Source organism: Streptomyces sp. NBC_00009 (genome assembly GCF_045040855.1).
Classification (GTDB): Bacteria; Actinomycetota; Actinomycetes; order Streptomycetales; family Streptomycetaceae; genus Streptomyces; species Streptomyces aureus.
The window spans coordinates 6,065,017-6,086,419 of record NZ_CP108312.1 but is presented as its reverse complement, the minus strand read 5'-3'; the positions used below and the strand labels follow the sequence as shown (position 1 = coordinate 6,086,419).

At 71.2% G+C, this 21,403-nt stretch carries 19 protein-coding genes; 6 read left to right on the top strand and 13 right to left on the bottom strand.

The features are described from left to right. The first annotated feature begins 106 nt into the window (after positions 1-106). Positions 107-661, top strand: a complete 555-nt coding sequence (locus OHA58_RS27445) for an RNA-binding S4 domain-containing protein (RefSeq protein WP_405482070.1) — start codon at positions 107-109, stop codon at positions 659-661. 38 nt (positions 662-699) lie between these two features. Here the strand turns inward: OHA58_RS27445 and OHA58_RS27440 are convergent, their stop codons facing one another. The 3 genes from OHA58_RS27440 to OHA58_RS27430 form a co-directional block, all read right to left on the bottom strand. Continuing rightward, positions 700-1,158: a DoxX family protein gene (locus OHA58_RS27440; protein ID WP_405482069.1), complete on the bottom strand. Its 459-nt coding sequence runs from the start codon at positions 1,156-1,158 to the stop codon at positions 700-702. A gap of 97 nt (positions 1,159-1,255) precedes the next feature. After that, positions 1,256-1,933, bottom strand: a complete 678-nt coding sequence (locus OHA58_RS27435) for a bifunctional 2-polyprenyl-6-hydroxyphenol methylase/3-demethylubiquinol 3-O-methyltransferase UbiG (RefSeq protein WP_266565484.1) — start codon at positions 1,931-1,933, stop codon at positions 1,256-1,258. Between the two features lie 8 nt (positions 1,934-1,941). Further along, positions 1,942-2,886 carry an acyltransferase domain-containing protein gene (locus OHA58_RS27430; RefSeq protein ID WP_405485203.1) on the bottom strand — a complete coding sequence of 315 codons (945 nt, stop codon included), beginning with the start codon at positions 2,884-2,886 and terminating at the stop codon, positions 1,942-1,944. A gap of 248 nt (positions 2,887-3,134) precedes the next feature. On the opposite strand from OHA58_RS27430, the gene OHA58_RS27425 reads away from it, so the two are divergent. After that, complete coding sequence (locus tag OHA58_RS27425; RefSeq protein WP_405482067.1) at positions 3,135-3,422, top strand: DUF6343 family protein; 288 nt, start codon at positions 3,135-3,137, stop codon at positions 3,420-3,422. Between the two features lie 31 nt (positions 3,423-3,453). Here the strand turns inward: OHA58_RS27425 and OHA58_RS27420 are convergent, their stop codons facing one another. The 5 genes from OHA58_RS27420 to OHA58_RS27400 all read right to left on the bottom strand — a co-directional run bounded on the left by OHA58_RS27420 (position 3,454) and on the right by OHA58_RS27400 (position 7,784). Further along, entirely contained in the window at positions 3,454-3,822 is a 369-nt protein-coding gene (locus tag OHA58_RS27420) for a tetratricopeptide repeat protein (protein WP_116502684.1), read from the bottom strand. A gap of 110 nt (positions 3,823-3,932) precedes the next feature. Further along, the gene (locus OHA58_RS27415) at positions 3,933-4,316 is read right to left on the bottom strand and encodes a DUF3592 domain-containing protein (RefSeq protein WP_405482066.1); all 384 of its coding nucleotides are present in this window, start codon (positions 4,314-4,316) and stop codon (positions 3,933-3,935) included. A 13-nt stretch (positions 4,317-4,329) separates the two neighbouring features. After that, positions 4,330-4,932, bottom strand: coding sequence for a dephospho-CoA kinase (gene coaE / locus OHA58_RS27410; RefSeq protein ID WP_405482064.1), 603 nt, complete (start codon positions 4,930-4,932; stop codon positions 4,330-4,332). A gap of 202 nt (positions 4,933-5,134) precedes the next feature. Further along, positions 5,135-6,073, bottom strand: a complete 939-nt coding sequence (locus OHA58_RS27405; protein WP_405482063.1) for a PAC2 family protein — start codon at positions 6,071-6,073, stop codon at positions 5,135-5,137. 100 nt (positions 6,074-6,173) lie between these two features. Continuing rightward, positions 6,174-7,784 (bottom strand): flavin monoamine oxidase family protein, encoded by a 1,611-nt coding sequence (locus tag OHA58_RS27400; RefSeq protein ID WP_405482061.1) that lies wholly within the window; start codon positions 7,782-7,784, stop codon positions 6,174-6,176. Positions 7,785-8,003: 219 nt separating this feature from the next. Between OHA58_RS27400 and OHA58_RS27395 the strand changes: the two genes are divergently transcribed. Beyond that, on the top strand, positions 8,004-8,969 hold the full coding sequence (locus OHA58_RS27395) for a right-handed parallel beta-helix repeat-containing protein (protein ID WP_405482059.1): 966 nt from the start codon (positions 8,004-8,006) through the stop codon (positions 8,967-8,969). Between the two features lie 86 nt (positions 8,970-9,055). Here the strand turns inward: OHA58_RS27395 and rpsA are convergent, their stop codons facing one another. After that, the gene (gene rpsA, locus OHA58_RS27390; RefSeq protein ID WP_405482057.1) at positions 9,056-10,558 is read right to left on the bottom strand and encodes a 30S ribosomal protein S1; all 1,503 of its coding nucleotides are present in this window, start codon (positions 10,556-10,558) and stop codon (positions 9,056-9,058) included. A 224-nt stretch (positions 10,559-10,782) separates the two neighbouring features. Here rpsA and OHA58_RS27385 point away from each other — a divergent pair, with 224 nt between their 5' ends. Both OHA58_RS27385 and hrpB read left to right on the top strand, forming a co-directional pair. Beyond that, positions 10,783-11,724 (top strand): class I SAM-dependent methyltransferase, encoded by a 942-nt coding sequence (locus OHA58_RS27385; RefSeq protein ID WP_405482056.1) that lies wholly within the window; start codon positions 10,783-10,785, stop codon positions 11,722-11,724. Between the two features lie 74 nt (positions 11,725-11,798). Then, complete coding sequence (gene hrpB / locus OHA58_RS27380) at positions 11,799-14,318, top strand: ATP-dependent helicase HrpB (RefSeq protein WP_405482055.1); 2,520 nt, start codon at positions 11,799-11,801, stop codon at positions 14,316-14,318. On the opposite strand, the gene OHA58_RS27375 is transcribed toward hrpB, so the two are convergent. The 3 genes from OHA58_RS27375 to OHA58_RS27365 all read right to left on the bottom strand — a co-directional run bounded on the left by OHA58_RS27375 (position 14,308) and on the right by OHA58_RS27365 (position 17,360). Next, complete coding sequence (locus OHA58_RS27375) at positions 14,308-15,309, bottom strand: DUF3068 domain-containing protein (RefSeq protein WP_405482053.1); 1,002 nt, start codon at positions 15,307-15,309, stop codon at positions 14,308-14,310. The two genes, hrpB and OHA58_RS27375, sit on opposite strands and share 11 nt — an antisense overlap. A 21-nt stretch (positions 15,310-15,330) precedes the next feature. After that, positions 15,331-15,465, bottom strand: a complete 135-nt coding sequence (locus OHA58_RS27370; RefSeq protein WP_107489191.1) for an SPW_0924 family protein — start codon at positions 15,463-15,465, stop codon at positions 15,331-15,333. Positions 15,466-15,638: 173 nt separating this feature from the next. After that, complete coding sequence (locus OHA58_RS27365; RefSeq protein ID WP_405482051.1) at positions 15,639-17,360, bottom strand: lytic transglycosylase; 1,722 nt, start codon at positions 17,358-17,360, stop codon at positions 15,639-15,641. Between the two features lie 216 nt (positions 17,361-17,576). Here OHA58_RS27365 and OHA58_RS27360 point away from each other — a divergent pair, with 216 nt between their 5' ends. After that, the gene (locus OHA58_RS27360; protein ID WP_405482050.1) at positions 17,577-18,476 is read left to right on the top strand and encodes a DUF4184 family protein; all 900 of its coding nucleotides are present in this window, start codon (positions 17,577-17,579) and stop codon (positions 18,474-18,476) included. Between the two features lie 103 nt (positions 18,477-18,579). Here OHA58_RS27360 and polA read toward each other — a convergent pair whose 3' ends face one another. Beyond that, a complete protein-coding gene (gene polA, locus OHA58_RS27355) occupies positions 18,580-21,306 on the bottom strand; it encodes a DNA polymerase I (protein WP_405482048.1) in 2,727 nt (908 codons plus the stop codon). Positions 21,307-21,403 lie beyond the last annotated feature (97 nt).

Genomic DNA, 21,403 nt, shown 5'->3' with positions numbered 1-21,403 from the left:
GACCGCCCTTGAGATACATGGCGTTTTGTCCGGATTATTCGTCGAGGTGGCGTGTGGCGTCCGGGTGACTCGCCGGATCAGGGCAATCCGGGACTAAGGTCGAGGCATGGCTTCGGATACTGCTTCGGATACCGCCTCGGATTCCGGTTCGGGTACTGGTTCGGACATCGGTTCGAGTACTGGTTCGGATACGGCTTCGAGCGCGGCGGCTGCGGCGCGGGCGGCCGGTCCCGGCGCCGGTGAGAGCGTGCGGATCGACAGCTGGATCTGGTCCGTGCGGCTGGCCAAGACGCGCTCGGCGGGCGCGACGGCGTGCCGGGGCGGGCATGTGAAGGTCAACGGTGAGCGCGTGAAGGCCGCCTACAGCGTGCGCGTGGGCGACGAGGTGCGGGTGCGGCAGGCCGGCGGGCACGAGCGGGTCGTGATCGTGAAGCGCCTGATCCGCAAGCGCGTGGGCGCCCCGGTTGCCGTCGAGTGCTACGTGGACAACAGCCCGCCGCCCCCGCCGCGCGCCGCCGTCGCCCCCGTGGCCATCCGCGACCGCGGCGCGGGCCGCCCGACGAAGCGGGACCGCAGGGACATGGACCGGCTGCGCGCGACGTTCGGCGCGGGCCCCGTACCCCCGGCGCAGGATCACGCAGACGGACGCGAAAAAGGCTGACCCCGTACGTCGACGGGGTCAGCCTCCGGCCGCGCGGGTCATGCCCGGCGCTTGACGAGGCGGACCAGATCCGCGTTGCTCCGGCGCCGTGTCCACGCGAGGAGCGCCAGCGGGACGATCAGGATGAGCGGCGTCGCCGCGTTCTCCCCGTCGAAGTAGGACATCTGCACGACGAACGCGCCGGCCATCAGCGCGCTCAGCGCGATCGGGGCGACCCCGGAGAGCACCGGCACCAACAGGGCGATTCCTCCGGCCAGTTCGAGGGCCCCGATGATGTACATCGGCGCGCTCCCCCACCCGATCGTGTCGAACGCCTCGACCGCCGACGGGTGCGCGATCAGCTTGGGCAGGGCGCTCGCGACGCCGTAGAACAGCGCGAGCAGCACCGTGAGCGTGCGCAGCGCGATGCGGGCGGCGCGGGCCCTGCCGGCGGCCGGGGCGGCGGTGACGGAGGCGGCGGAAGCGGCGGTCGTGACGGGCGCGGTGGTCTCGGACATGGGGTGCTCCTCGGTGAGTCGGCGCCGGGCCTTGCCGTCCGGCTGTCACAGAGGTAGACGGCGGCACCCCATGCAACTCATCGGTCGCCCGGCACCTTCATGCAGGCACCGCCCGCACCCACACCTGGTCGTCCGTGAGGTACCGGTCGACCTTCAACCCGGCCTGGGCGAGCGCCTCTTCGAACTGCTCCCGCGTCAGGGGCCGCGCCAGGAACGTGTGCGTCCAGGCCGCGTCGGGGAACTCGTACTCCGCACGCACCGAGTTCACCCCGTCCCCGACGGGCTCCGCGGACACGATGCGGACCGTGAAACCGCTCGGGTCCACGCGCTCGCGCGGCAGGTTCGTGTGGTAGTCCGGGCCCTCGCGCTGGATCAGTACGCAGCCCCCGTCCGCGACATGGCGCCGGCACGTGTCGAGCATCCCCTGCCGCACCGCCACGTCCCCGGCGTGCACGAGGAACGACGCGAGCAGCACCACGTCGAACGTCCCGCCCGCGTCCAACGCCTCGACCGGCGAGCAGATCGTCCGCGCCCCGCGCACGCGCTCCAGCATCTCGGCGGACTCGTCCACGGCCGTGACCGTGAAGCCGCGTTCGATGAGGGGGTGCGTCATCCGGCCGACACCACTGCCCAGTTCGAGGATGCTCGCTCCCGCGGGCACGGCCGCGGCGATGATGTCGGGCTCTTCCCTTACGGGCAGGCGCGCGTACAGATCGACCGCGCAGCCGTCCGGCGTGATGGCGCCGGGTCCCGTCCCTCCGTATCCCTCACGCATCTCAAGGCTCATGCCCCTTCAACGAGCCGTCCCGAGGCGGCAGTTCCCGACCACGGCAACGGGAACCAGCCATGCCCTCCGTACCAGTGCCCGCCGCGCCGCAGATGGTCGCCGACGGCCCGCTCGACGCTCGTGCGGCGCGGCAGTTCACCGATGGGGAGACGGGGATCGCCGAAGACGAAGCCGACCGGGCCCTCGTCGTCCGGTTCCGTGTCCTCCCAGGACGTACGGAATCGCTCCTGGAAGCGCACCAGGTTGGAGTCCTTCGGCAGAAGGCCCTTCAGCTGGGCGTCGAGGAGCCAGGAGTGGCAGACGGCGGTTTCATAGCGCTCCCCGGGGTAGTGCCGCGCGAAGAACTCCCTGGCCAGAGCGAGGGACCGGTCGCACGCGCGCGGGGACAGCGGGCCCCGGAAGTCGGGGATATGGAGGTTCATGCACAGGTCGTCCGCCGTCACCGGCAGGCCCGCGGCGGCGGCCGCGCCGGCCGAGCGCCCGCCGAGCGGGGCCCGCTGGTACTGGAGCCGGCCCAGTTGGTAGAGCTCCCCATGGAAGTGGAGGCCGAGCCAGGCGACCGCGTGAATGCCGCAACTGCCGTACCGCCGGCGGTGGACGGCCATGTGGCGCCCCAGGTCGGCGAGGGTGCGCCGCGAGACGTCGTCCGGCACCCCGAGACCGCGGTGGTACGCGCGCGTGGCGGGCAGCGCCGCCACGTAGACGTACACGGAGAAGCAGCGTTCGAGGAGGTCGCCGCCGTCGGGCGGGGACGGGAAGCGGGGGCTTCCGCCGACCGTGCCCATGTCCCGGGTGACGGCATCGACGGCCCGCTCCAGGAGATCGCGCACCCCGGGATCGTCGGCCACGCGGGGGCGCAGCGCGACGAGTTCGTTGATGTCCTCGTGGGCGACCCCGAGGTCGAGGAGGACATCGGGCAGGTCCTCCGCGTCGGGGATCACCGCCTCCGCCCGCCCCTGTCCGTCGAGCGCCTCCACCCATCCCGCGAGCCGCTCGCCGCTCTTCCGCCCGTCCAGCACGCGTCCTCCCCTCCGCCGGCCGAACCCCGGCGACCGAACTCCGCCGACCGGAAACCACCTCACCTTTTCAGGGAACGGTGCGCCGCGCGAGGGTGCGGACGTACCCGACGCCTGCGCCCGTGAAGAGGCACCCTTGAGGGGGTACCTCTTCACGGGCGGAGGCGGTGACGATGCGTACGGGCAGTGAACCGGTGACCGCGCGCAGTGCCCTGCGCGCCCGGCTGTGGCTCAGCATCTGGGGTCTGGCCTGGACGATCTTCGGCACGGTCGCGTTCATCCTCACGGACCGCCCGTGGTGGGCGCTCGCGTGCGGGGTGCTGTGGGTGATCGTGACCGTCGACCTGTTCGTGATCACCCGCCACATCCGGCAGGGCCCGCACTACCAGCCGGGCCCCGACGTACCGCCCTACAATCCCCCGGACGTACCGCCCTACAACCCCCCGGACGACAAGCCCTAGACCGCCCTGGAACTCCCTAGGGGGCCTCGCCTTACGGAGCGTCGTCGAAAGCGGCCGCGGCCACGTAGTCCGGCTGCGGATCGAGCGCCGCGGCGAGCCTGAAGTGGCGCCGCGCCTGGTCGGGCCGCGCGGCACGCTGGTAGGTGCGGGCGAGCGCGAAGTGCGCGAACGCGTTGTCCGGCTCGCGCTCCAGGACGATGGTGAACTCGAGCTCGGCCGCGCGCAGTTGGGCCGCGGCGAAGAACGCGCGGGCGCGCAGCAGCCGCGCCGCCGTGTTCTCGGGGTGGGCCGCGATGACCGGGTCGAGCAGTTTCACCGCGCCTCGCGGGTCACGCGCCGCGAGCAGTTGCTCAGCGGCGCGGAAGTCGATGACGTGCGTCTCCGGGTTGGAGTGGGGCACAGCGGTCTCCCTCCTTCGTCGTCCACGTCAACGGCGTGGACTGTCGGCCCTATTCCTCCCCCGTAACACCCCGACGTACGTACGTACGTACGTCCGACCGAGTCGAAGGCTCAGCGCCCGGTCACCGCGAGTAGCGCGCCGAGCACGGCCAGCGCCACGCCCGCGGCCACGAACACCCAGTCGAGGACGGGCCGCTCGCCGCCGATGAGCACGGTCTCGCGCGGGTCGTCGACGTCGTACGCGATACCGACCAGGCCGCCCGCCGGCAGCGGCAGCCGCCGGGTGGGCGGCGCGGGGGACGGCACCTCGACGACGCGGCCGTCGTGCGTCTCGAACTGCAGCAGGGGCCGCTCGGAACCCGCCGGCGGGGGCTTCACGAGTGCCTGGGTGACGCGTCCGGCCTCGCTGATCCGCCGGGTCCGCCGCAGCCCGTACGCCCCGGCGAGGATCGCCACCAGGCCGCCGAGGAAGGTGAACGCCGCCAGTACGACCACGCCCGTCCCCCTTCTAGGCCGCGGCCGCCCGCTGCGCGAGGTCCGCCCAGACGGCGTCGACCCGCCGGTGCAGCTCGTCGAGCGGTACGTCGTTGTCGATCACGATGTCGGCGATGCCCAGGCGCTTGTCGCGGGTGGCCTGGGCGGCCATGCGGGCGCGGGCGTCCTCCTCGCTCATGCCGCGCAGGCGCACGAGGCGGTCGAGCTGGGTCTCGGGGCTCGCGTCGACGACGACCACGACGTCGTACAGCGGCGCCAGGCCGTTCTCGGCGAGCAGCGGTACGTCGTGCACGACGACGGAGTCACCGGTGGCGGCGGCTTCGAGTTCGGCGGAGCGGGCGCCGACGAGCGGGTGCACGATCGAGTTGAGGACGGCGAGGCGGTCCGCGTCGGCGAACACGATCGCGCCGAGGGCGGGCCGGTCCAGCGAGCCGTCCGGGGCGAGCACGTCGCTCCCGAACGCCTCGACGACCGCGGTGAGTCCGGGAGTTCCGGGCTCCACGACCTCCCGCGCGATCCGGTCCGCGTCGATCAGTAAGGCCCCGTGCTCCACGAGCAGCCGGGACACCTCGCTCTTGCCGGCGCCGATTCCGCCGGTCAGACCCACCTTCAGCATGCGGGCAGCTTAGACCGACCGGCGAATGGGGGGTGGGTGAAGGAGCGGGGCTGGGTGCGTGCAGCTGCAAGGCGGAGGATTGAGGCATGGCGGAGCCATGGTGATTGACGACAACGCCGCAGATGTGCGTGCCCAGCCCCGCGACGCCGCCCCCCATTTGCCGGTCGGTCTAAGGCGAGGGCCCCATGGCTGACCACAGCCCCTAGGCGTCGCCCTCGCGTTCGGCCAGGAACTTCTCGAACTCGAGGCCGATCTCGTCGGCGGACGGGATGTCGGTCGGTTCGGCCAGCATGTTCCCGCGGCTCTCGGCGCCCGCGGCCGCGTCGTACTGGTGCTCAAGTCCCTGGACGAGCGAGACGAGTTCCTCGTCGCCCTCCTGGATCTGCCGGTCGATCTCCGTCTGCGTGCGGTACGCCTCCGTGCGCAGCCCGTGCGCCACCGAGGGCAGTACCAGGCCGGTCGCCGCCGTGATGGCTTCGAGGACGGTCAACGCGGCGTCGGGGTACGGCGAGCGCGCGATGTAGTGCGGGACGTGCGCGGCGACACCGAGTACGTCGTGTCCGGCCTCCATGAGGCGGTACTCCACGAGGGACTCCGCGCTGCCGGGGACCTGCGCCTCGTCGAAGGGGCTGCGGTGGCCGGGGACGAGCTCGGTCCGGTTGCCGTGCGGCGTGAGGCCGACGGGCCGTGTGTGCGGGACGCCCATCGGGATTCCGTGGAAGTTGACCGCGAGGCGCACGCCGAGCCGCTCGACGATCTCCTTCACGGCGGCCGCGAAACGCTCCCACTCGACGTCGGGCTCGGGGCCGGAGAGCAGCAGGAAGGGCGCACCCGTGGCGTCCTGGACGAGCCGCACCTCAAGGGCGGGCACGTCGTAGTCCGTCCAGCGGTCGCGCCGGAAGGTGAGCAGCGGGCGGCGGGCCCGGTAGTCGACGAGCCGGTCGTGGTCGAACCGCGCCACGACCTGGTGGGGCAGCGAGTCGAGGACCCGGTCCACGATCTGGTCTCCGGTCTCACCTGCGTCGATGTATCCGTCGAAGTGGTAGAGCATGACCAGTCCGGCCGACTCCTGGGCGAGCGCCATGTCCACCACGGCCAGGCCCTTCGGCTCCCATGCGTACAAACCCTGCGGATCAAGCACTGTGACCGCTCCTCCTCATGTCCTCTGTCAAGAACGTGCGGTGGGGCGCGGGCATTCCCTCCCGCGCCCCTTCACAGCGGGCCCTTACCTGCTGTTCGCCTCAGGCGGACAGCACGCGCGCGTGGAGCTTGGTGACGGCCCGGCGCGCGGAGGTGAACGCTCCGTGCTGCCAGGCGTCGGTGTAGCTGAGCCAGTCCCCCGCGAAGTAGACGCGGCCCGAGGGCTCGTTGAGGGGCTTGTAGCGGGGGTCGTCGGGGCCGCCGGGCGTGTCGTGCCAGGCGGCTTCCAGGTGCGGGGTCTGGCGCCAGTGGTGCGAGAAGGAGGTGGCGAGTTCGGTGCGGTACTTCTCGCCGTAGATCTTCACCCCGGCGGCCACGGCCCGCTTCTCCCGCTCACCCGGTGTGAGCTTCGCGTACGCGTCGGCGTCGGTGTCGTAGTTGTAGTAGCCGACGAGTACACCGCGCTCGCCGTGGAAGCCGTAGGACGGGTGCCAGATGTGCGTGACGTCGAGGTCGGTCTCGGTGATGCCGCCGTAGATCTTGTGGTCGAGCTCCCACCAGCGGGACCGGTACTCCAGGCCGATCTTGCCCGCGGACTGCGGGGTGATGGCCTCCAGGGCGGACTGCACGCCGGAGCCGAGGTTGTGCGGGATCCTGGCGAGGATGTTGGGCGGCAGTGCGCCGACGCAGTAGTCGGCCTCGAGGGCCCGGGTCCTGCCGCCCTGGGTGTACGTGACGGTGACCCCACCGGCCGTCTGCGTGATCCTGCTGACGACAGCGCCCGTACGCACCTTGTGCGCGCCGATCGCCCGCGTCAGGGCTTTGGGTATCTGGTCCATGCCGCCCACGGGCTGGAACATCAGCATGGCCTGGTCGAAGCCGAACTCGAAGGAGAAGTACCGCCCGACGCCGCTGGCGAACACGTCCGACGCGGATGGCACGTCGCCGAGCAGCACGCCGGGCGTCCCGGTGGCGGCCGGGACCGTGGTGTAACCGCGGCGCTCCCCGCCCCCGTAGGTGAGTTTGTCGCCGAGGTCCCCGAAGTCCTTGAGGAACTCCATGAGGCGGTCCTGGTCGGACGCGGTGAGCTCCTTGTCGAGGGCGCCCTTGTCCGTGGCCTTGGCCAGCAACTCCGCTACGTAGCCGTACACATCGGCCTTGGCGGTGCGGTAACGCACGGGCGCGGTCATGCCGGCGGATTCGTTGTAGAGGTACGCGTCGGCGTTCGTGTTCGTGAACACCTCGACGGGTACGCCGAGTTCGCGGCAGTAGTCGAGCGTGACCATCCACTGCGGCAGCCGCGCGGGCCCGGCGTTGAGGTACTGCCCCTGGGAGAAGCGCGCGGTCTGCCGGTTGCCGTACAGGTCGACGGTGCTGTCGCCGCCGCGCACGGTGAAGTTGCGGCCGCCGGTGCGGTCCCTGGCCTCCAGGACCGTACAGTCGTAGCCCGCCTTGCCGAGTTCGTACGCCGTCGCGAGCCCGGCGATGCCGCCCCCCACGACGACGACCTTGGCGGCGCCGCGTCCGGTGAGCGTGAAGTCGCCCGACTTCGGTGCGCTGTAGGCCTGTTCGCGGGAGGCGGCCTGTGCGGTGGGGGCGAGACCGAGGGCGCCCATGGTGGCAAACATCGCGCCCGCACCGCCGGTCACCCCTACGTTGCGCAGGAAGGCCCGGCGGCTCGTGCCCGTCTCCGGTCGCTGCTGTACTGCCATGCTGACGGCTCCCCTCACGATCTTGAATGGTCCGGGGATCCTGGCAACGGCCTGTTACGGCTCGGGAGTTACTCGTGTATCCGCCACGTTTCCCTCCGCGCACACACCCCTGGTCCAGACCTTGACGCAGCCATGCCGCACCCTTACGTTCATATGCGCACCCAGAGTTCACGTACAAGAACCCTCCTTTGCACGAACCGACGGGAAGGCACCCCCCACATGCGCATGCGTTCCGCACTCCTGCCCGCCCTGACCGCCTCCGTGCTCGTCGCCGGAGCCGCCACGGCCCTCGCGACGCCCGCCGCCGGAGCCGCTCAGGTCATCGAGGTCTCCACCGCGGCCCAGCTCAAGTCGGCGCTCACGGCGGCCGCGCCCGGCGACACGATCCATCTCGCCGACGGCACGTACACGGGCAACTTCAAGACGTCGATCGCCGCGAGTTCCGGCTCGCGCATCACCTTGACCGGCTCCGCGAAGGCGGTCCTCACCGCGGGCGGCGGCTACGGCCTGCATCTGAACGGCGCCTCGTACTGGACGGTCCAGGGCATCACCGTCACCGGCGGCCAGAAGGGCATCATGATCGACTCGGCGAAGGGCGTCGTCGTCGACACGGTCACCGTCCACGGGCTCGACATGGAGGGCGTCCACTTCCGCAACTCCAGCACGGACGGGACGATCAAGAACTCGCGGATCTACGACACCGGCAACGACGGCCGCGGCATGGGCGAGGGCGTCTACGTCGGCACGGCCGGCGGAACCTCGGACAAGAGCGACCGCATCCAGATCACCGGCAACACGATCGGCCCGGACGTCGGCGGCGAGAACGTCGACATCAAGGAGGGCACGACGGGCGCGCGGATCGTCGGCAACACGTTCGACGGCAGCGGCCTGACGGGGGCCAACTTCGACGACTCCTGGGTCGACGTGAAGGGCAACGACGTCCTGGTCGAGAACAACAAGGGCAGCGCCACCACGAACAACGGCTACGAGACCCACACCCAGCAGTCCGGCTGGGGCTGCGGCACGGTCTTCCGCTCCAACACGTCGGACCTGCGCGGCGCGACGGGCGACAAGCAGCTGGCGATCAACGTGACGAACGCCGGCGGAAGCTGCGGGACGACGGTGTACGCAAGCAACACGGTGACGGGCGGCAAGGGCCTGACGAACGTACCGGTCACGCCGTAGGAAACGTCGGCGGACACAGAGAAGCGGGCCCGCACCCAAAGGGTGCGAGCCCGCTCAACTACCTACCGAACCCCGGAGGGTTCAGATCAGCTCTGGCCACCGGCCAGCTTCTCGCGGAGCGCGGCGAGCGCCTCGTCCGAAGCAAGCGCGCCGGAGCTGTCGTCCGACTCCGAGGAGTACGAACCGCCGCCACCGGACGCAGCCGGGGCGCCGGCCGGAGCGGCAGCACCCTCGGCCTCGGCCTGGGCGTCCGCCTCGCGGGACTTGATGACCTGAGCCTGGTGCTGCTCGAAGCGCTGCTGCGCCTCGGCGTACTGGTTCTCCCACACCTCACGCTGGCTCTCGAAGCCCTCGAGCCAGTCGTTGGTCTCGGGGTCGAAGCCCTCGGGGTAGATGTAGTTGCCCTGGTCGTCGTACGACGCGGCCATGCCGTACAGGGTCGGGTCGAACTCGACCGTCGACGGGTCGGCACCGAAAGCCTCGTTGGCCTGCTTCAGCGAGAGGCTGATGCGGCGACGCTCGAGGTCGATGTCGATGACCTTGACGAAGATCTCGTCGTTGACCTGGACGACCTGCTCCGGGATCTCCACGTGGCGCTCGGCCAGCTCGGAGATGTGGACCAGACCCTCGATGCCCTCGTCCACGCGGACGAACGCACCGAACGGAACCAGCTTCGTGACCTTGCCGGGGACGACCTGGCCGATCTGGTGCGTACGGGCGAACTGCTGCCACGGGTCTTCCTGCGTCGCCTTCAGCGACAGGGAGACACGCTCGCGGTCCATGTCGACGTCGAGGACCTCGACGGTGACTTCCTGGCCGACCTCGACAACCTCGGACGGGTGGTCGATGTGCTTCCAGGACAGCTCGGAGACGTGCACGAGACCGTCGACGCCACCCAGGTCCACGAAGGCACCGAAGTTGACGATCGAGGAAACGACGCCGGAGCGGACCTGACCCTTCTGGAGGGTCGTGAGGAACGTCTGGCGGACCTCGGACTGGGTCTGCTCGAGCCAGGCACGGCGGGACAGGACCACGTTGTTGCGGTTCTTGTCCAGCTCGATGATCTTGGCCTCGAGCTCCTTGCCCACGTAGGGCTGGAGGTCGCGGACACGGCGCATCTCGACGAGGGAGGCCGGCAGGAAGCCACGGAGGCCGATGTCGAGGATGAGTCCACCCTTGACGACCTCGATGACGGTACCGGTGACGATGCCGTCTTCTTCCTTGATCTTCTCGATCGTGCCCCAGGCGCGCTCGTACTGCGCACGCTTCTTGGACAGGATGAGACGGCCTTCCTTGTCCTCCTTCTGGAGAACCAGGGCCTCGATCTCGTCGCCGACCTTGACGACCTCGTTCGGGTCGACATCGTGCTTGATCGAGAGCTCGCGGCTCGGGATCACGCCTTCGGTCTTGTAACCGATGTCGAGGAGAACCTCGTCCCGGTCTACCTTGACGATGACGCCATCGACGATGTCACCGTCGTTGAAGTACTTGATCGTCTCGTCGATCGCGGCGAGGAATGCTTCCTCGTCACCGATGTCGTTGACCGCAACCTGCGGAGTGGTGGCGGTGGTCTCGGTGCTGCTCGTCATGTGGGTAAGGGCTCCGGTACGGACATTGAAGTCGTAGGTACTGCTACGCCGGGAGCCCGTGATCGCACTGCAGAAGGCCGGACAGCTCAGGAAGCGCCACTCCCGAAGGGAGCGCCTCGATAACCGAGGGGACATACATACAGATGCGAGCGCAGCCTGCTATGTCTGAGGAGCGCAGGCTCGCAGCGCAACTTGTAGCATACGGGGGCAGCCGGACAGGGTCAATGCGCGAACACGCACACCCGGGGCGAACTTCGCATACCCGGCGCAAAACCTGTCGCACGAGGCCACATGGGCCGCTCGGCACTCTGCCGCGACGGGTTGAACGGAAGAGTACGACTAGGGAGCCCATCATCCAAGAGCCCGAACCGTTCGAGCCCGAAGCCACCCGGCGCGACGCCGACGTCACGGAGAGTTCCCGTGCCAATCGTGGCTGGTGGGACAGGAACGCGGACGACTATCAGGTCGAGCACGGCACGTTCCTCGGGGACGACCGCTTCGTGTGGGGGCCCGAGGGTCTCGACGAGGTGGAGGCCGAGCTGCTCGGCCCGTCGGAGGACCTGAAGGACAAGGTGATCCTGGAGATCGGCGCGGGCGCGGCGCAGTGCTCGCGCTGGCTCGCCGCGCAGGGCGCGCACCCCGTCGCCCTCGACCTCTCCCACCGGCAGCTCCAGCACGCCCTGCGCATCGACGGCGGCGCGGTGCCGCTGGTGGAGGCGGACGCGGGCGCGCTGCCGTTCGCGGACGGCTCGTTCGACCTGGCCTGCTCGGCGTACGGCGCGCTTCCGTTTGTCGCCGATCCCGTGCGGGTGCTCCGGGACGTGCACCGGGTGCTGCGGCCCGGCGGCCGGTTCGTGTTCTCGGTGACGCATCCGGTCCGCTGGGCGTTCCCGGACGAGCCGGGCCCGGAGGGCCTGTCCGTGGCGGCCTCCTACTTCGACCGCACCCCTTACGTGGAGCAGGACGACGAGGGCCGCGCCGTATATGTGGAGCACCACAGGACGGTCGGTGACCGGGTGCGCGACATCGTGGCCGGCGGTTTCCGCCTGGTGGACCTCGTCGAGCCGCAGTGGCCGGCGTGGAACACGCAGGAGTGGGGCGGCTGGTCCCCGCTGCGCGGAAACCTGATCCCGGGCACGGCGATCTTCGTCTGCGAGCGAAGCTAGATCTAGATGGGGGCACCCCCGGCCGAAGTCCCCCAGCCTTCGGCCGGGGGTGCCCCCAGGGAGAGACTGAGCATGTGATCCGTAACGACGCTCTGGACCTGCCTGTACGCAGTGCGCTGCCCGGCCTGCGCGATGCCTTCGACGGGCCCGCGGCGCCGGGCAGCGCCGTTCTCGTGGCGCCGCCGGGGACCGGCAAGACGACCTTGGTGCCGCTGGTGCTCGCCGGGCTCGTCGGTGACGGGCCGGCGCGGCGGGTCGTCGTCGCCGAGCCGCGGCGGATCGCGGCGCGGGCCGCGGCGCGGCGGATGGCGTGGCTGCTCGGCGAGAAGGCCGGCGAGCGCGTCGGCTACACGGTGCGCGGCGAGCGGTTGATGGGGCGCCACGCGCGCGTGGAGGTCGTCACGACGGGTGTGCTCCTGCAACGGCTCCAGCGCGACCAGGAGCTGGCGGGCGTGGACGTCGTGATGCTCGACGAGGTCCACGAGCGGCATCTGGACGCGGACACCGTCGCGGCGTTCCTGTGCGACGTGCGCGAGGCGCTGCGGCCCGAGCTTCGGCTGGTGGCGGCGTCGGCGACGACGGACGCGCAGGGGTGGGCGCGGCTCCTCGGCGGGGCGCCCGTGGTCGAGGCCGAGGGAATCTCGTATCCCGTGGAGACGGTGTGGGCGCCGCCCGCGCGTCCGGTGCGGCCGCCGCACGGGATGCGGGTGGATCCGGCGTTGCTCACGCACGTGGCGTCGGTGGTGCGGCGCGCGCTGCGGGAGCACGGCGGGGATGTGCTGTGTTTCCTGCCGGGGGTCGGTGAGATCGGGCGCGTGGCCGGGCAGTTGGGCGAGCTGGGTGACGTGGACGTGCTTCAGGTGCACGGGCGGGCGCCCGCCGCGGTGCAGGACGCGGTGCTCTCGGCGGGCGCGCGGCGGCGGGTGGTGCTCGCTACGTCCGTCGCCGAGTCGTCGCTGACGGTGCCCGGTGTGCGCGTCGTCGTGGACTCGGGTCTTGCGCGGGAGCCTCGGGTGGACCACGCGCGCGGGCTGAGCGCCCTGACGACCGTACGGGCCTCGCAGGCGACGGGGCGGCAGCGGGCGGGGCGTGCCGGGCGCGAGGGGCCCGGGGTGGTGTACCGGTGCTGGACGGAGGCGGAGGACGTGCGGCTGGCGCGGTTCCCGGCGCCGGAGATCAAGGTCGCGGACCTGACGGCGTTCGCGTTGCAGGCGGCGTGCTGGGGCGATCCGGACGCCTCGGGCCTCGCGCTCCTGGACGCTCCGCCGGCCGGGGCGATGGCGGCGGCCCGGTCCGTCCTGACGGCGATCGGGGCGGTCGAGGCGGACTCGGGCCGGGCCACGGAGCGCGGCGCCCGCCTCGCAGGCCTCGGCCTGCATCCGCGCCTGGCCCGCGCCCTCCTGGACGCGACCCCTGTGGTGGGTGCGCGCCGCGCGGCCGAGGTGGTCGCCCTCCTGAGCGAGGAGCCGCCCCGCGACTACGGCGACGACCTGGCCGCCGCGTGGCGCACCGCGCGCCGAGGCGCCGACGCGTACGCCGCGCGCTGGAAGACGGAGGTGCGGCGGCTCACGGGGGCGGCCGGGCAGACCCCGGCGCGGGACGACGCACCCGGGGACCTGTCCGAGGACCGGGTCGCCGGAATCGTCGCCGCGCTCGCCTTTCCGGAGCGGGTGGGGCGTGGGCGCGACGGCGAGTATCTGATGGTGTCCGGGACGCGGGCCGCGCTCGCGGACGGGTCACGGCTGCGGGGCGCGCCCTGGATCGCCGTCGCGGTCGCCGACCGGCCCGTGGGCGCCGGGCACGCGCGCGTACGGCTCGCCGCGGTCGTGGACGAGGAGGTCGCGCTGCGGGCCGCCGCTCCGCTGCGGGCCGAGGGGGACGAAGTGGCGTGGGCCGACGGGGAGTTGGTGGCGCGGCACGTCGATCGTCTCGGCGCGGTGGAGCTCGCCGTGCGCCCCTTGAAGGAGGCCGCCCCCGCTCTCGTGCGGGAGGCGTTGAAGGAGGGGCTGCGGCGGGAGGGGTTCGGGCTGCTGCGGTGGTCACGGGAGGCCGGGGAGCTGCGGGAGCGGCTCGCGTTCCTGCACCGCACGCTGGGCGCGCCCTGGTCCGACGTGTCGGACGACGCGCTGCACGCGCGCGTGGACGAGTGGCTGGAGCCGGAGCTCGGCAAGGCGCGGCGCCGGTCCGATCTGGGCCGGATCGACGCGGGGCAGGCGCTGCGGCGGCTGCTTCCCTGGGCGAGCGGTGACGCGGCCCGCCTCGACGAGCTCGCCCCGGAGCGGCTTGAGGTGCCGAGCGGGTCCAGGATCCGGATCGACTACGCGAACCCCGAACAGCCCGTACTGGCCGTGAAGTTGCAGGAGATGTTCGGGCTGCACGAGTCGCCGCGTGTGGCCGGTGTGCCGGTCCTGGTGCATCTGCTGTCACCCGCGGGGCGTCCCGCGGCGGTGACGGCGGATCTGGCCTCCTTCTGGCGCGAGGGGTACCGGGCCGTGCGGGCCGAGCTGCGGGGCCGGTACCCGAAGCATCCCTGGCCCGAGGATCCTGCGGGGGCTGTCGCGACGCGGCACACGAGCGCGCGGCTCAGGCGCTGACGGGTTCCGGCTCGTGCTCCGGGGCGGCCTCGGGCTCGCCCGGGCGGCGGCTGCGGGCCTCGAGCCACAGGGAGAGCGCGAGCAGGAGCAGGCCGAGGGTCAGGAAGCCCCACGGCAGGTACGAGGTGAGCAGGACGACCAGGACGCGGTTGGACTTGACGAGGTCGACCGTCGACCTGATGTAGTCCTCGCGCATCTTCACGTGCCCGGCGAAGACCGTCACCCTGTCGCGGCCGCCCAGGAGCGTGCCGCCGCGGAGTTCGTTGTGCTGGATCTCCTCGCCGTAGACGGGGGCGCCGGTGACCGGCTCGACCCAGAACTTGCGGACCGTGGTGTACCAGCGGGTGGTGCCGGTCTTGGCGACGGACTCCGGTGTGATGCCCTTGACCGGCATCGTCTTGGGGAGGGGGACCTTCATCCACGGGATGGTCTGTTCGAAGTAGTAGACCTTCAGGCCGCGGAACGTCTGGGTCCCCTTGTAGTGGATGGGCCGGGTGACGCGGGCCTGGGCGTCGTAGTACTCGTAGTCCCGCTTCTCGGTCAGGAAGGGCCACTTGAACTCGATGCCGTCGCGCCTGACCTGGTCGCCGTCGACGGTCTCGGCGTACTTGCCCGTGGTGTGGACGGGTGCCTGGCTATGGGCGTCGAAGACGTAGCGCTCGGGGACCTGGGAGACCATCTTGCCGTCGGGTCCGACGATGTAGGAGAGGGAGTCCCAGACGACGACATCGCGGCCCGCGCTCTTCTCGACCTGCTCGGAGGCCTCCACGTTGCCCTTGAGCGTCTGGACGACGGTGACCTTGGAGACCTTCTTCGACTGCATCGAGCCGTAGTCGAGGAGGGTCGGGTTCTTGGCCTCCAGGACGGCGTTCTGGTACTGGCCGGCCGGGATCTTCGCGAGGCGCGGGAACGCGTACCAGCGCATCAGCGGGGACATCGCCGTGCAGAACACGGCGAGGGCGAGCAGGATCAGGCTGGCCTTGCGGCGCATCGCGGCGGCCTCCTCGGCGGGTCAGGGGTGCTTGGGGACGGTGGTCAGCAGCGGTTTGGGCGAGGTCTCGCCGGGCGGGGAGCCGATCGCCGAGATCGTGATGACGAGGGCGAGCGCCACGGCCAGACCGGTCGCGGCGGCGATCAGGGCACGCATGCAGCCTCCCGGCGGATCACCGGATCTGGAATCTGATAGGGCGTCAGGGCTGGGGCACCGTAGCAACGCGCGGCCGAGATGAGAACACGTTGCACAACAGCGCCGCCCCCTCGGCCGGTGAACGGCGAGGGGGCGGCGCGGGTGCTGCTGATACGGCTTGTGCCGTACGGGAGTTACGTCGCCGAGGGCGAAGGGGACGGGGTTGCCGTGGCGCCGGCCGCGGTGACCTTCAGTTCGATGGTGAGGGTCGCGCCGCCGGTGGTGTTGATGCGGAGCAGGAACGTGCCCGTGGCGTCGTCCGCGTAGATCCTCGGCAGCTGGAGGCGGCCGTCGCCGTCGGTCTTAAGGCCCTTGAGGGTGCGGATCGCCTTGCCGTCCGCGTCCTTGAAGTAGGGGCCCTTGTCGTTCTCGGTCGCGTCGTCCTTGGACTTGATCAGCGTGGCCGTGGTGGCGACCCCGTCGGCGGCGTCACCCTTGTACGTGGCCCTGACCTGGACCGGGTCGGCGAACTGGCCGCCGGCCTCGCAGGTCAGTTCCGTGTCGCCGGTCCTCGTGAGGGCGTCGGCCTGGCGCGCGGAGACGGTCGCCGTGTAGTCGAGGCCGGGCAGTTTCCGGTCGACGACGGTGGCGCGGACGGTGAACTCGCCGGTGTCCTCACCCGCCCGCAGCGGGGGCGCGGTGGCCTTGCCGGTGCTGTCGGTGACGACGGTGACGGACTTGAAGCCGCCGCTGAAGGCCAGGTCCGTGTCGCCGACGACGGTGAGCTTCACCTTGACCGTACCGACGCCCTTGCCCGCGGCGTTCTCCGTGCGGACGGCGACACGTTCGGCGAAGGCGTCACCGGCGGTCGCATTGAGCGTGCCCGTACCGGCGTCCTCGATGTGCGCGACCGTCTCGGCGGGCGTGGGCGGTGTGGGGCTCGTGGAGCCTCCGCCGCCCGGCTTCGACGGCTCGCTGCTCGGACTGCCGCCGGGCTTGGGCGACTTGGGCGGCTTGGAGGTGCCCGGGGACGGGCTGGTCGTGCCTGGGCTGCTCGGCGAGGGCGAGGGGCTGGGGCCGGTGCCGCCGTCGCTGCGGTCGCCGGGCTGGACACCGGTGCCGTCCGGGACCTCGTGGGTGCCCTTGCGGTAGTACTCGAGCCACGTCAGGACCGTGTTGAGGTACTCCTGCGAGTGGTTGTAGCTCAGGATCGCCGCGTGCAGGCCGCCGCTCTGGGAGAGGTCGCGGTCGCCGCGGCACAGGTAGTGCCCGGCGGCGAGGGCGGCGTCGTAGATGTTGTTGGGGTCCTTCTTGCCGTCGCCGTTGCCGTCGCGGCCGGACCACTCCCAGGTCGACGGGATGAACTGCATCGGGCCGACGGCCCGGTCGTGCGTCGTGTCGCCGTCGTAGGCGCCGTTGTCGGTGTCGGTGATCCTCGCGAAGCCGTTGCCGTTGAGGACCGGGCCGAGGATCGGCTTGAGCGTCGTGCCGTTCGCGTCGACGTTGCCGCCGCGGGCCTGACCCGACTCGACCTTGCCGATCGCGGCGAGGAGCTGCCAGGGGAGATTGCAGCCCGGCTTGGTCGCGGCGAGCTCCGCCTCGGCCTTCTTGTACGCGTCGAGGACGGTGGCCGGGATACCGGCCTCGCTCGCGCCGGTACCCGTACCGCCCGGGCTGCCGGAACCCGTAGCGGGCGGCGCGGTGGGGCTGTTGAGGGGCGGCAGATCGGTGTAGTACGGGGAGTTGCCGGTCGCCGAGTCGCCGGGCGAGGGCGTCGCGTCGGCGGTGGACTGTCTGCCGTTCTGCGTGTCGGTGAGGCCGGGCGCCTGGGACGCGGAGAGTGCCGCCACGGCGGCAGCCGCCACAGCGGTCGTCATCGCGGACCTGCGCAACCGCTTTCCGAATAGCGCCGCCATACCGTGAGCCCCTCCGAATTGCCGACCGTTTACGGGTCAGTCCGCGCTCCCCGGCGTGGAGTGACCCAGGCGACACTACGACAACTTCCGGCGCCCGGGCACCTGTTCGTGCCCGATTTTTGCCGGTTGGCCATGTACGCGTTACCGCAGTTGCCACGGGCCATACTGAGCGGCACCGCGTACGCACCGCATCAGGAACCGTCCGAGGGGGACCACGTGCCGTTCACGATCAGCCATGCCGCGGCCGTGCTGCCGGCCGTCCGCTGCGACGGCACGGGGCGCGGCGCGCTCGTGCCCTCGCTGCTGGTGGCGGGCTCGTTCGCGCCCGACGTGACGTACTTCGCGGCGAGTGCGGTGCCGGGGGCGATGGAGTTCGGGGACTTCACCCACTCCTTCCCGGGCGTCTTCACGATCGACGTGGCCGTCGCCGCGGTACTGGTCGGCCTGTGGCGCCTGCTGCGGGAACCGGTGATCGCGCTGCTGCCGGGGCGGGTGCGGGGGCGGGTTCTTGTGGTGGCGCGGGGTGCGGGCGGCGCTCGGGACGGTTTCGCGTCGGGCGGCTTCGCGTCCGGCGCTTTCGCGTGGGAGCGGCGGCCGGTGGCCGCGGTGTGGTGGTGGTACGTGTCCGCCGTCCTGGGCGCGACGACGCACGTGGTGTGGGACGCGTTCACGCATCTCGACCGGTGGGGCATGCGCGTCTTCCCGGTCCTCGGCGAGAAGATCGCCGGCTCCCCTCTCTACTGGTACGCGCAGTACGGGGGTTCGGCGGTCGCGCTCATCGTGATCGCGCTCTTCGTGGTGTCGGCGGTGCGCCGTGTCCCGTCGGCGGCCGCCGCCGACGCCCGCGCCGCACTGCCTCAGCTCTCCGTGAGTGAGCGGTGGGTGGCGGCGCTCGTGATCGGCGGGTGCGTGGCGGTGGCCGCGGGGGTGCGGACAGTGCGCTGGTGGACGTACTGGGGCGCTGTCGCCAAGCCGTGGGAGATCATCCCGACCCTCTGCTTCGGCGGGGGCGCGGGCCTCGTACTCGGTCTGGTCGTGTACGCGCTTCTCGTGCGGGGGCGTCGAGGCCCGGCCAGTCGCGGGGTGGCGCCGGCTCCGGTGAAACAGCAACGGTGACACGACAACGGCGAACGCAGTAAGGGGCGGAGCCCATAGGCTCCGCCCCTTACCTGAACTACGGCCTACCTGAACCACGGCCCGAACTACGGCCCGCCGCAGGCTAGTGCGCCGCGGACTCCCAGTCCGGGCCCACGCCCACCGACACGTCCAGCGGCGCCCGCAGATGCACGGCCCCGGCCATCTCGCGCCGGACCAGCTCCTCCGCCGCCGCGGCCTCGCCCGGGGCGATCTCCAGGACGATTTCGTCATGGACCTGGAGCAGCAGCCGGGACTTGAGCTTCGCGTCCTTGAGCGCCTTGTCCACGTTCAGCATGGCGATCTTGACGATGTCGGCGGCCGTGCCCTGGATGGGCGCGTTGAGCGCCATGCGCTCGGCCATCTCACGCCGCTGGCGGTTGTCGCTGTTGAGGTCCGGCAGATACCGGCGGCGGCCGAGCATCGTCTCGGTGTAGCCCGTGGCGCGGGCCTCGTCGACGACGCGGCGCAGATAGTCGCGCACGCCGCCGAACCGCTCGAAGTACGTGTCCATGAGGACCCGCGCCTCGCCCGGCTCGATGTTCAGCTGCCCGGACAGGCCGAACGCGGACAGGCCGTAGGCGAGCCCGTACGACATAGCCTTGATCTTGCGGCGCATCTCCGCGTCGACGGCGGACCGCTCGACGCCGAAGACCTGCGCGCCGACCGTGGTGTGCAGGTCCTCGCCGGAGGTGAACGCCTCGATGAGGCCCTCGTCCTCGGAGAGGTGCGCCATGACGCGCAGCTCGATCTGGCTGTAGTCCGCGGTCATGAGCGACTCGAAGCCCTCGCCGACGACGAAGCCGCGGCGGATGGCGCGGCCCTCGTCGGTGCGGACCGGGATGTTCTGCAGGTTCGGGTCGGTCGAGGAGAGCCGGCCCGTCGCGGCGACCGTCTGGTTGAACGTCGTGTGGATGCGGCCGTCCGCGGCGATCGTCTTGATGAGGCCCTCGACGGTGACCCGAAGCTTGGCCTGCTCGCGGTGGCGCAGCATGATCACGGGGAGTTCGTGGTCGGTCTGCGTGGCCAGCCAGGCGAGCGCGTCCGCGTCCGTCGTGTACCCGGTCTTCGTCTTCTTCGTCTTGGGGAGGTCGAGCTCGCCGAAGAAGACTTCCTGGAGCTGCTTGGGCGAGCCGAGGTTGAACTCGTGGCCCACGGAGGCGTGCGCCTCCTTCACGGCCTGCTGGACGGCGCCCGCGAACATCTGCTCCATGGCCTCCAGGTGGGCGCGGTCGGCGGCGATGCCGTGCCGCTCCATGCGCGCGAGGAGCGTGGACGTGGGCAGCTCGACGTCCTTGAGGAGGTCGGCCGCGCCGACTTCCCGGAGCTTCCCGCCGAAGGCCTCGCCGAGGTCGAGGATCGCGCGGGCGTGCACCATGAGCGCGTCGGCCTCGGCCTGGTCGTCGTCCTCCGTACCGAAGGCGAGCTGTCCGTCGGCCGCCGCCGGGGCGAGCTCACGGCCCAGGTACTCCAGGGTCAGCGCGTCGAGCGCGAAGGAGCGGCGGCCGGGCTTGACCAGGTACGCGGCGAGCGCCGTGTCCATGGTGACGCCGTCCACGGTCCAGCCGTGCTCGGCGAAGACCCGCATGACGTTCTTCGCGTTGTGCAGGACCTTGGGCTTCGCGGCGTCGGCGAGCCACGTCGCGAACGCGTTCTCGTCGGCCTCGTCGAGCTGGGTGGGGTCGAACCAGGCGGCGGCTCCCCCGGCGCCGGCGAGCGCCACCTCGGTGACGGATCCCGCACCGAGCGTCCAGGTGTCGACCGTGGCGAGGCCCAGGGCGGAGTCGCCGTGCTCGGCGAGCCACGGGGCCACCTCGCCCGCGCCGAGCACCGAGCCGTCGACATCGACGCCGGGCTCGGCGGGCGTCTGCTCGGCCTCCTCGGCGCCCGGGTCGACGGCGAGGAGCCGCTCGCGCAGCGACGGGTTACGGATCTCCAGGGTGTCCAGGACCATCGCGACGGCCGTGCGGTCGTACGCGGCGCGCTCCAGGTCTTCGACCGTCTTGGGGAGCTCGACGTCGCGCACCATCTCGGTGAGCCGGCGGTTCAGCTTGACGGCTTCGATGTGGTCGCGGAAATTCTGCCCGGCCTTGCCCTTGACCTCTTCGGCGCGCTCCACGAGCTCGGCGAACGAACCGAACTGGTTGATCCACTTCGCGGCGGTCTTCTCGCCGACGCCGGGGATGCCCGGCAGGTTGTCCGACGGGTCGCCGCGCAGGGCCGCGAAGTCGGGGTACTGGGCCGGCGTGAGCCCGTACTTCTCCTCGACCTTCTCCGGCGTGAACCGCGTCAGCTCGGAGACGCCCTTCGTCGGGTAGAGCACCGTGACGCGGTCGCTGACGAGCTGGAAGGAGTCCCGGTCGCCGGTGACGACCAGGACGTCGAACCCGGCGGCCTCGGCCTGGGTGGCGAGCGTGGCGATGATGTCGTCCGCCTCGAACCCGTCGACCGCGAAGCGCGGGGTGTGCATCGCGTCGAGGAGCTCGCCGATCAGCTCGACCTGCCCCTTGAACTCGTCCGGGGTCTTCGAACGATTCGCCTTGTACTCCGTGAACTCCTCGGAGCGCCACGTCTTGCGCGAGACGTCGAACGCCACCGCGAAGTGCGTGGGCGCCTCGTCGCGCAGCGTGTTCGCCAGCATCGAGGCGAAGCCGTAGATCGCGTTCGTCGGCTGTCCGGTCGCGGTCGTGAAGTTCTCCGCGGGCAGCGCGAAGAACGCGCGGTACGCCAGCGAATGCCCGTCCATGAGCATCAGCCGCGGCCGGCTGCCTGAGGTCTTCTTCTCGGTCTTCTTCGCTGCTGTCTCTGCCACGCCCCCGATCCTGCCACGCCCCACTGACAGTCCGGTCCGTCACGGGCCTCCGATGAGGGCTGTCAGTCGTGCGTGCGAGGATCGGCGACGTACCTCA

What these genes read in the sequence shown, in the direction of transcription:
- OHA58_RS27445 (WP_405482070.1), top strand. Translation starts at nt 107, where the DNA reads ATGGCTTCGGATACTGCTTCGGATACCGCCTCGGATTCCGGTTCGGGT.
- OHA58_RS27440 (WP_405482069.1), bottom strand. Translation starts at nt 1,158, where the DNA reads ATGTCCGAGACCACCGCGCCCGTCACGACCGCCGCTTCCGCCGCCTCC.
- OHA58_RS27435 (WP_266565484.1), bottom strand. Translation starts at nt 1,933, where the DNA reads ATGCGTGAGGGATACGGAGGGACGGGACCCGGCGCCATCACGCCGGAC.
- OHA58_RS27425 (WP_405482067.1), top strand. Translation starts at nt 3,135, where the DNA reads ATGCGTACGGGCAGTGAACCGGTGACCGCGCGCAGTGCCCTGCGCGCC.
- coaE (WP_405482064.1), bottom strand. Translation starts at nt 4,932, where the DNA reads ATGCTGAAGGTGGGTCTGACCGGCGGAATCGGCGCCGGCAAGAGCGAG.
- OHA58_RS27400 (WP_405482061.1), bottom strand. Translation starts at nt 7,784, where the DNA reads ATGGCAGTACAGCAGCGACCGGAGACGGGCACGAGCCGCCGGGCCTTC.
- OHA58_RS27395 (WP_405482059.1), top strand. Translation starts at nt 8,004, where the DNA reads ATGCGCATGCGTTCCGCACTCCTGCCCGCCCTGACCGCCTCCGTGCTC.
- rpsA (WP_405482057.1), bottom strand. Translation starts at nt 10,558, where the DNA reads ATGACGAGCAGCACCGAGACCACCGCCACCACTCCGCAGGTTGCGGTC.
- OHA58_RS27385 (WP_405482056.1), top strand. Translation starts at nt 10,783, where the DNA reads ATGCGCGAACACGCACACCCGGGGCGAACTTCGCATACCCGGCGCAAA.
- OHA58_RS27375 (WP_405482053.1), bottom strand. Translation starts at nt 15,309, where the DNA reads ATGCGCCGCAAGGCCAGCCTGATCCTGCTCGCCCTCGCCGTGTTCTGC.
- OHA58_RS27370 (WP_107489191.1), bottom strand. Translation starts at nt 15,465, where the DNA reads ATGCGTGCCCTGATCGCCGCCGCGACCGGTCTGGCCGTGGCGCTCGCC.
- OHA58_RS27365 (WP_405482051.1), bottom strand. Translation starts at nt 17,360, where the DNA reads ATGGCGGCGCTATTCGGAAAGCGGTTGCGCAGGTCCGCGATGACGACC.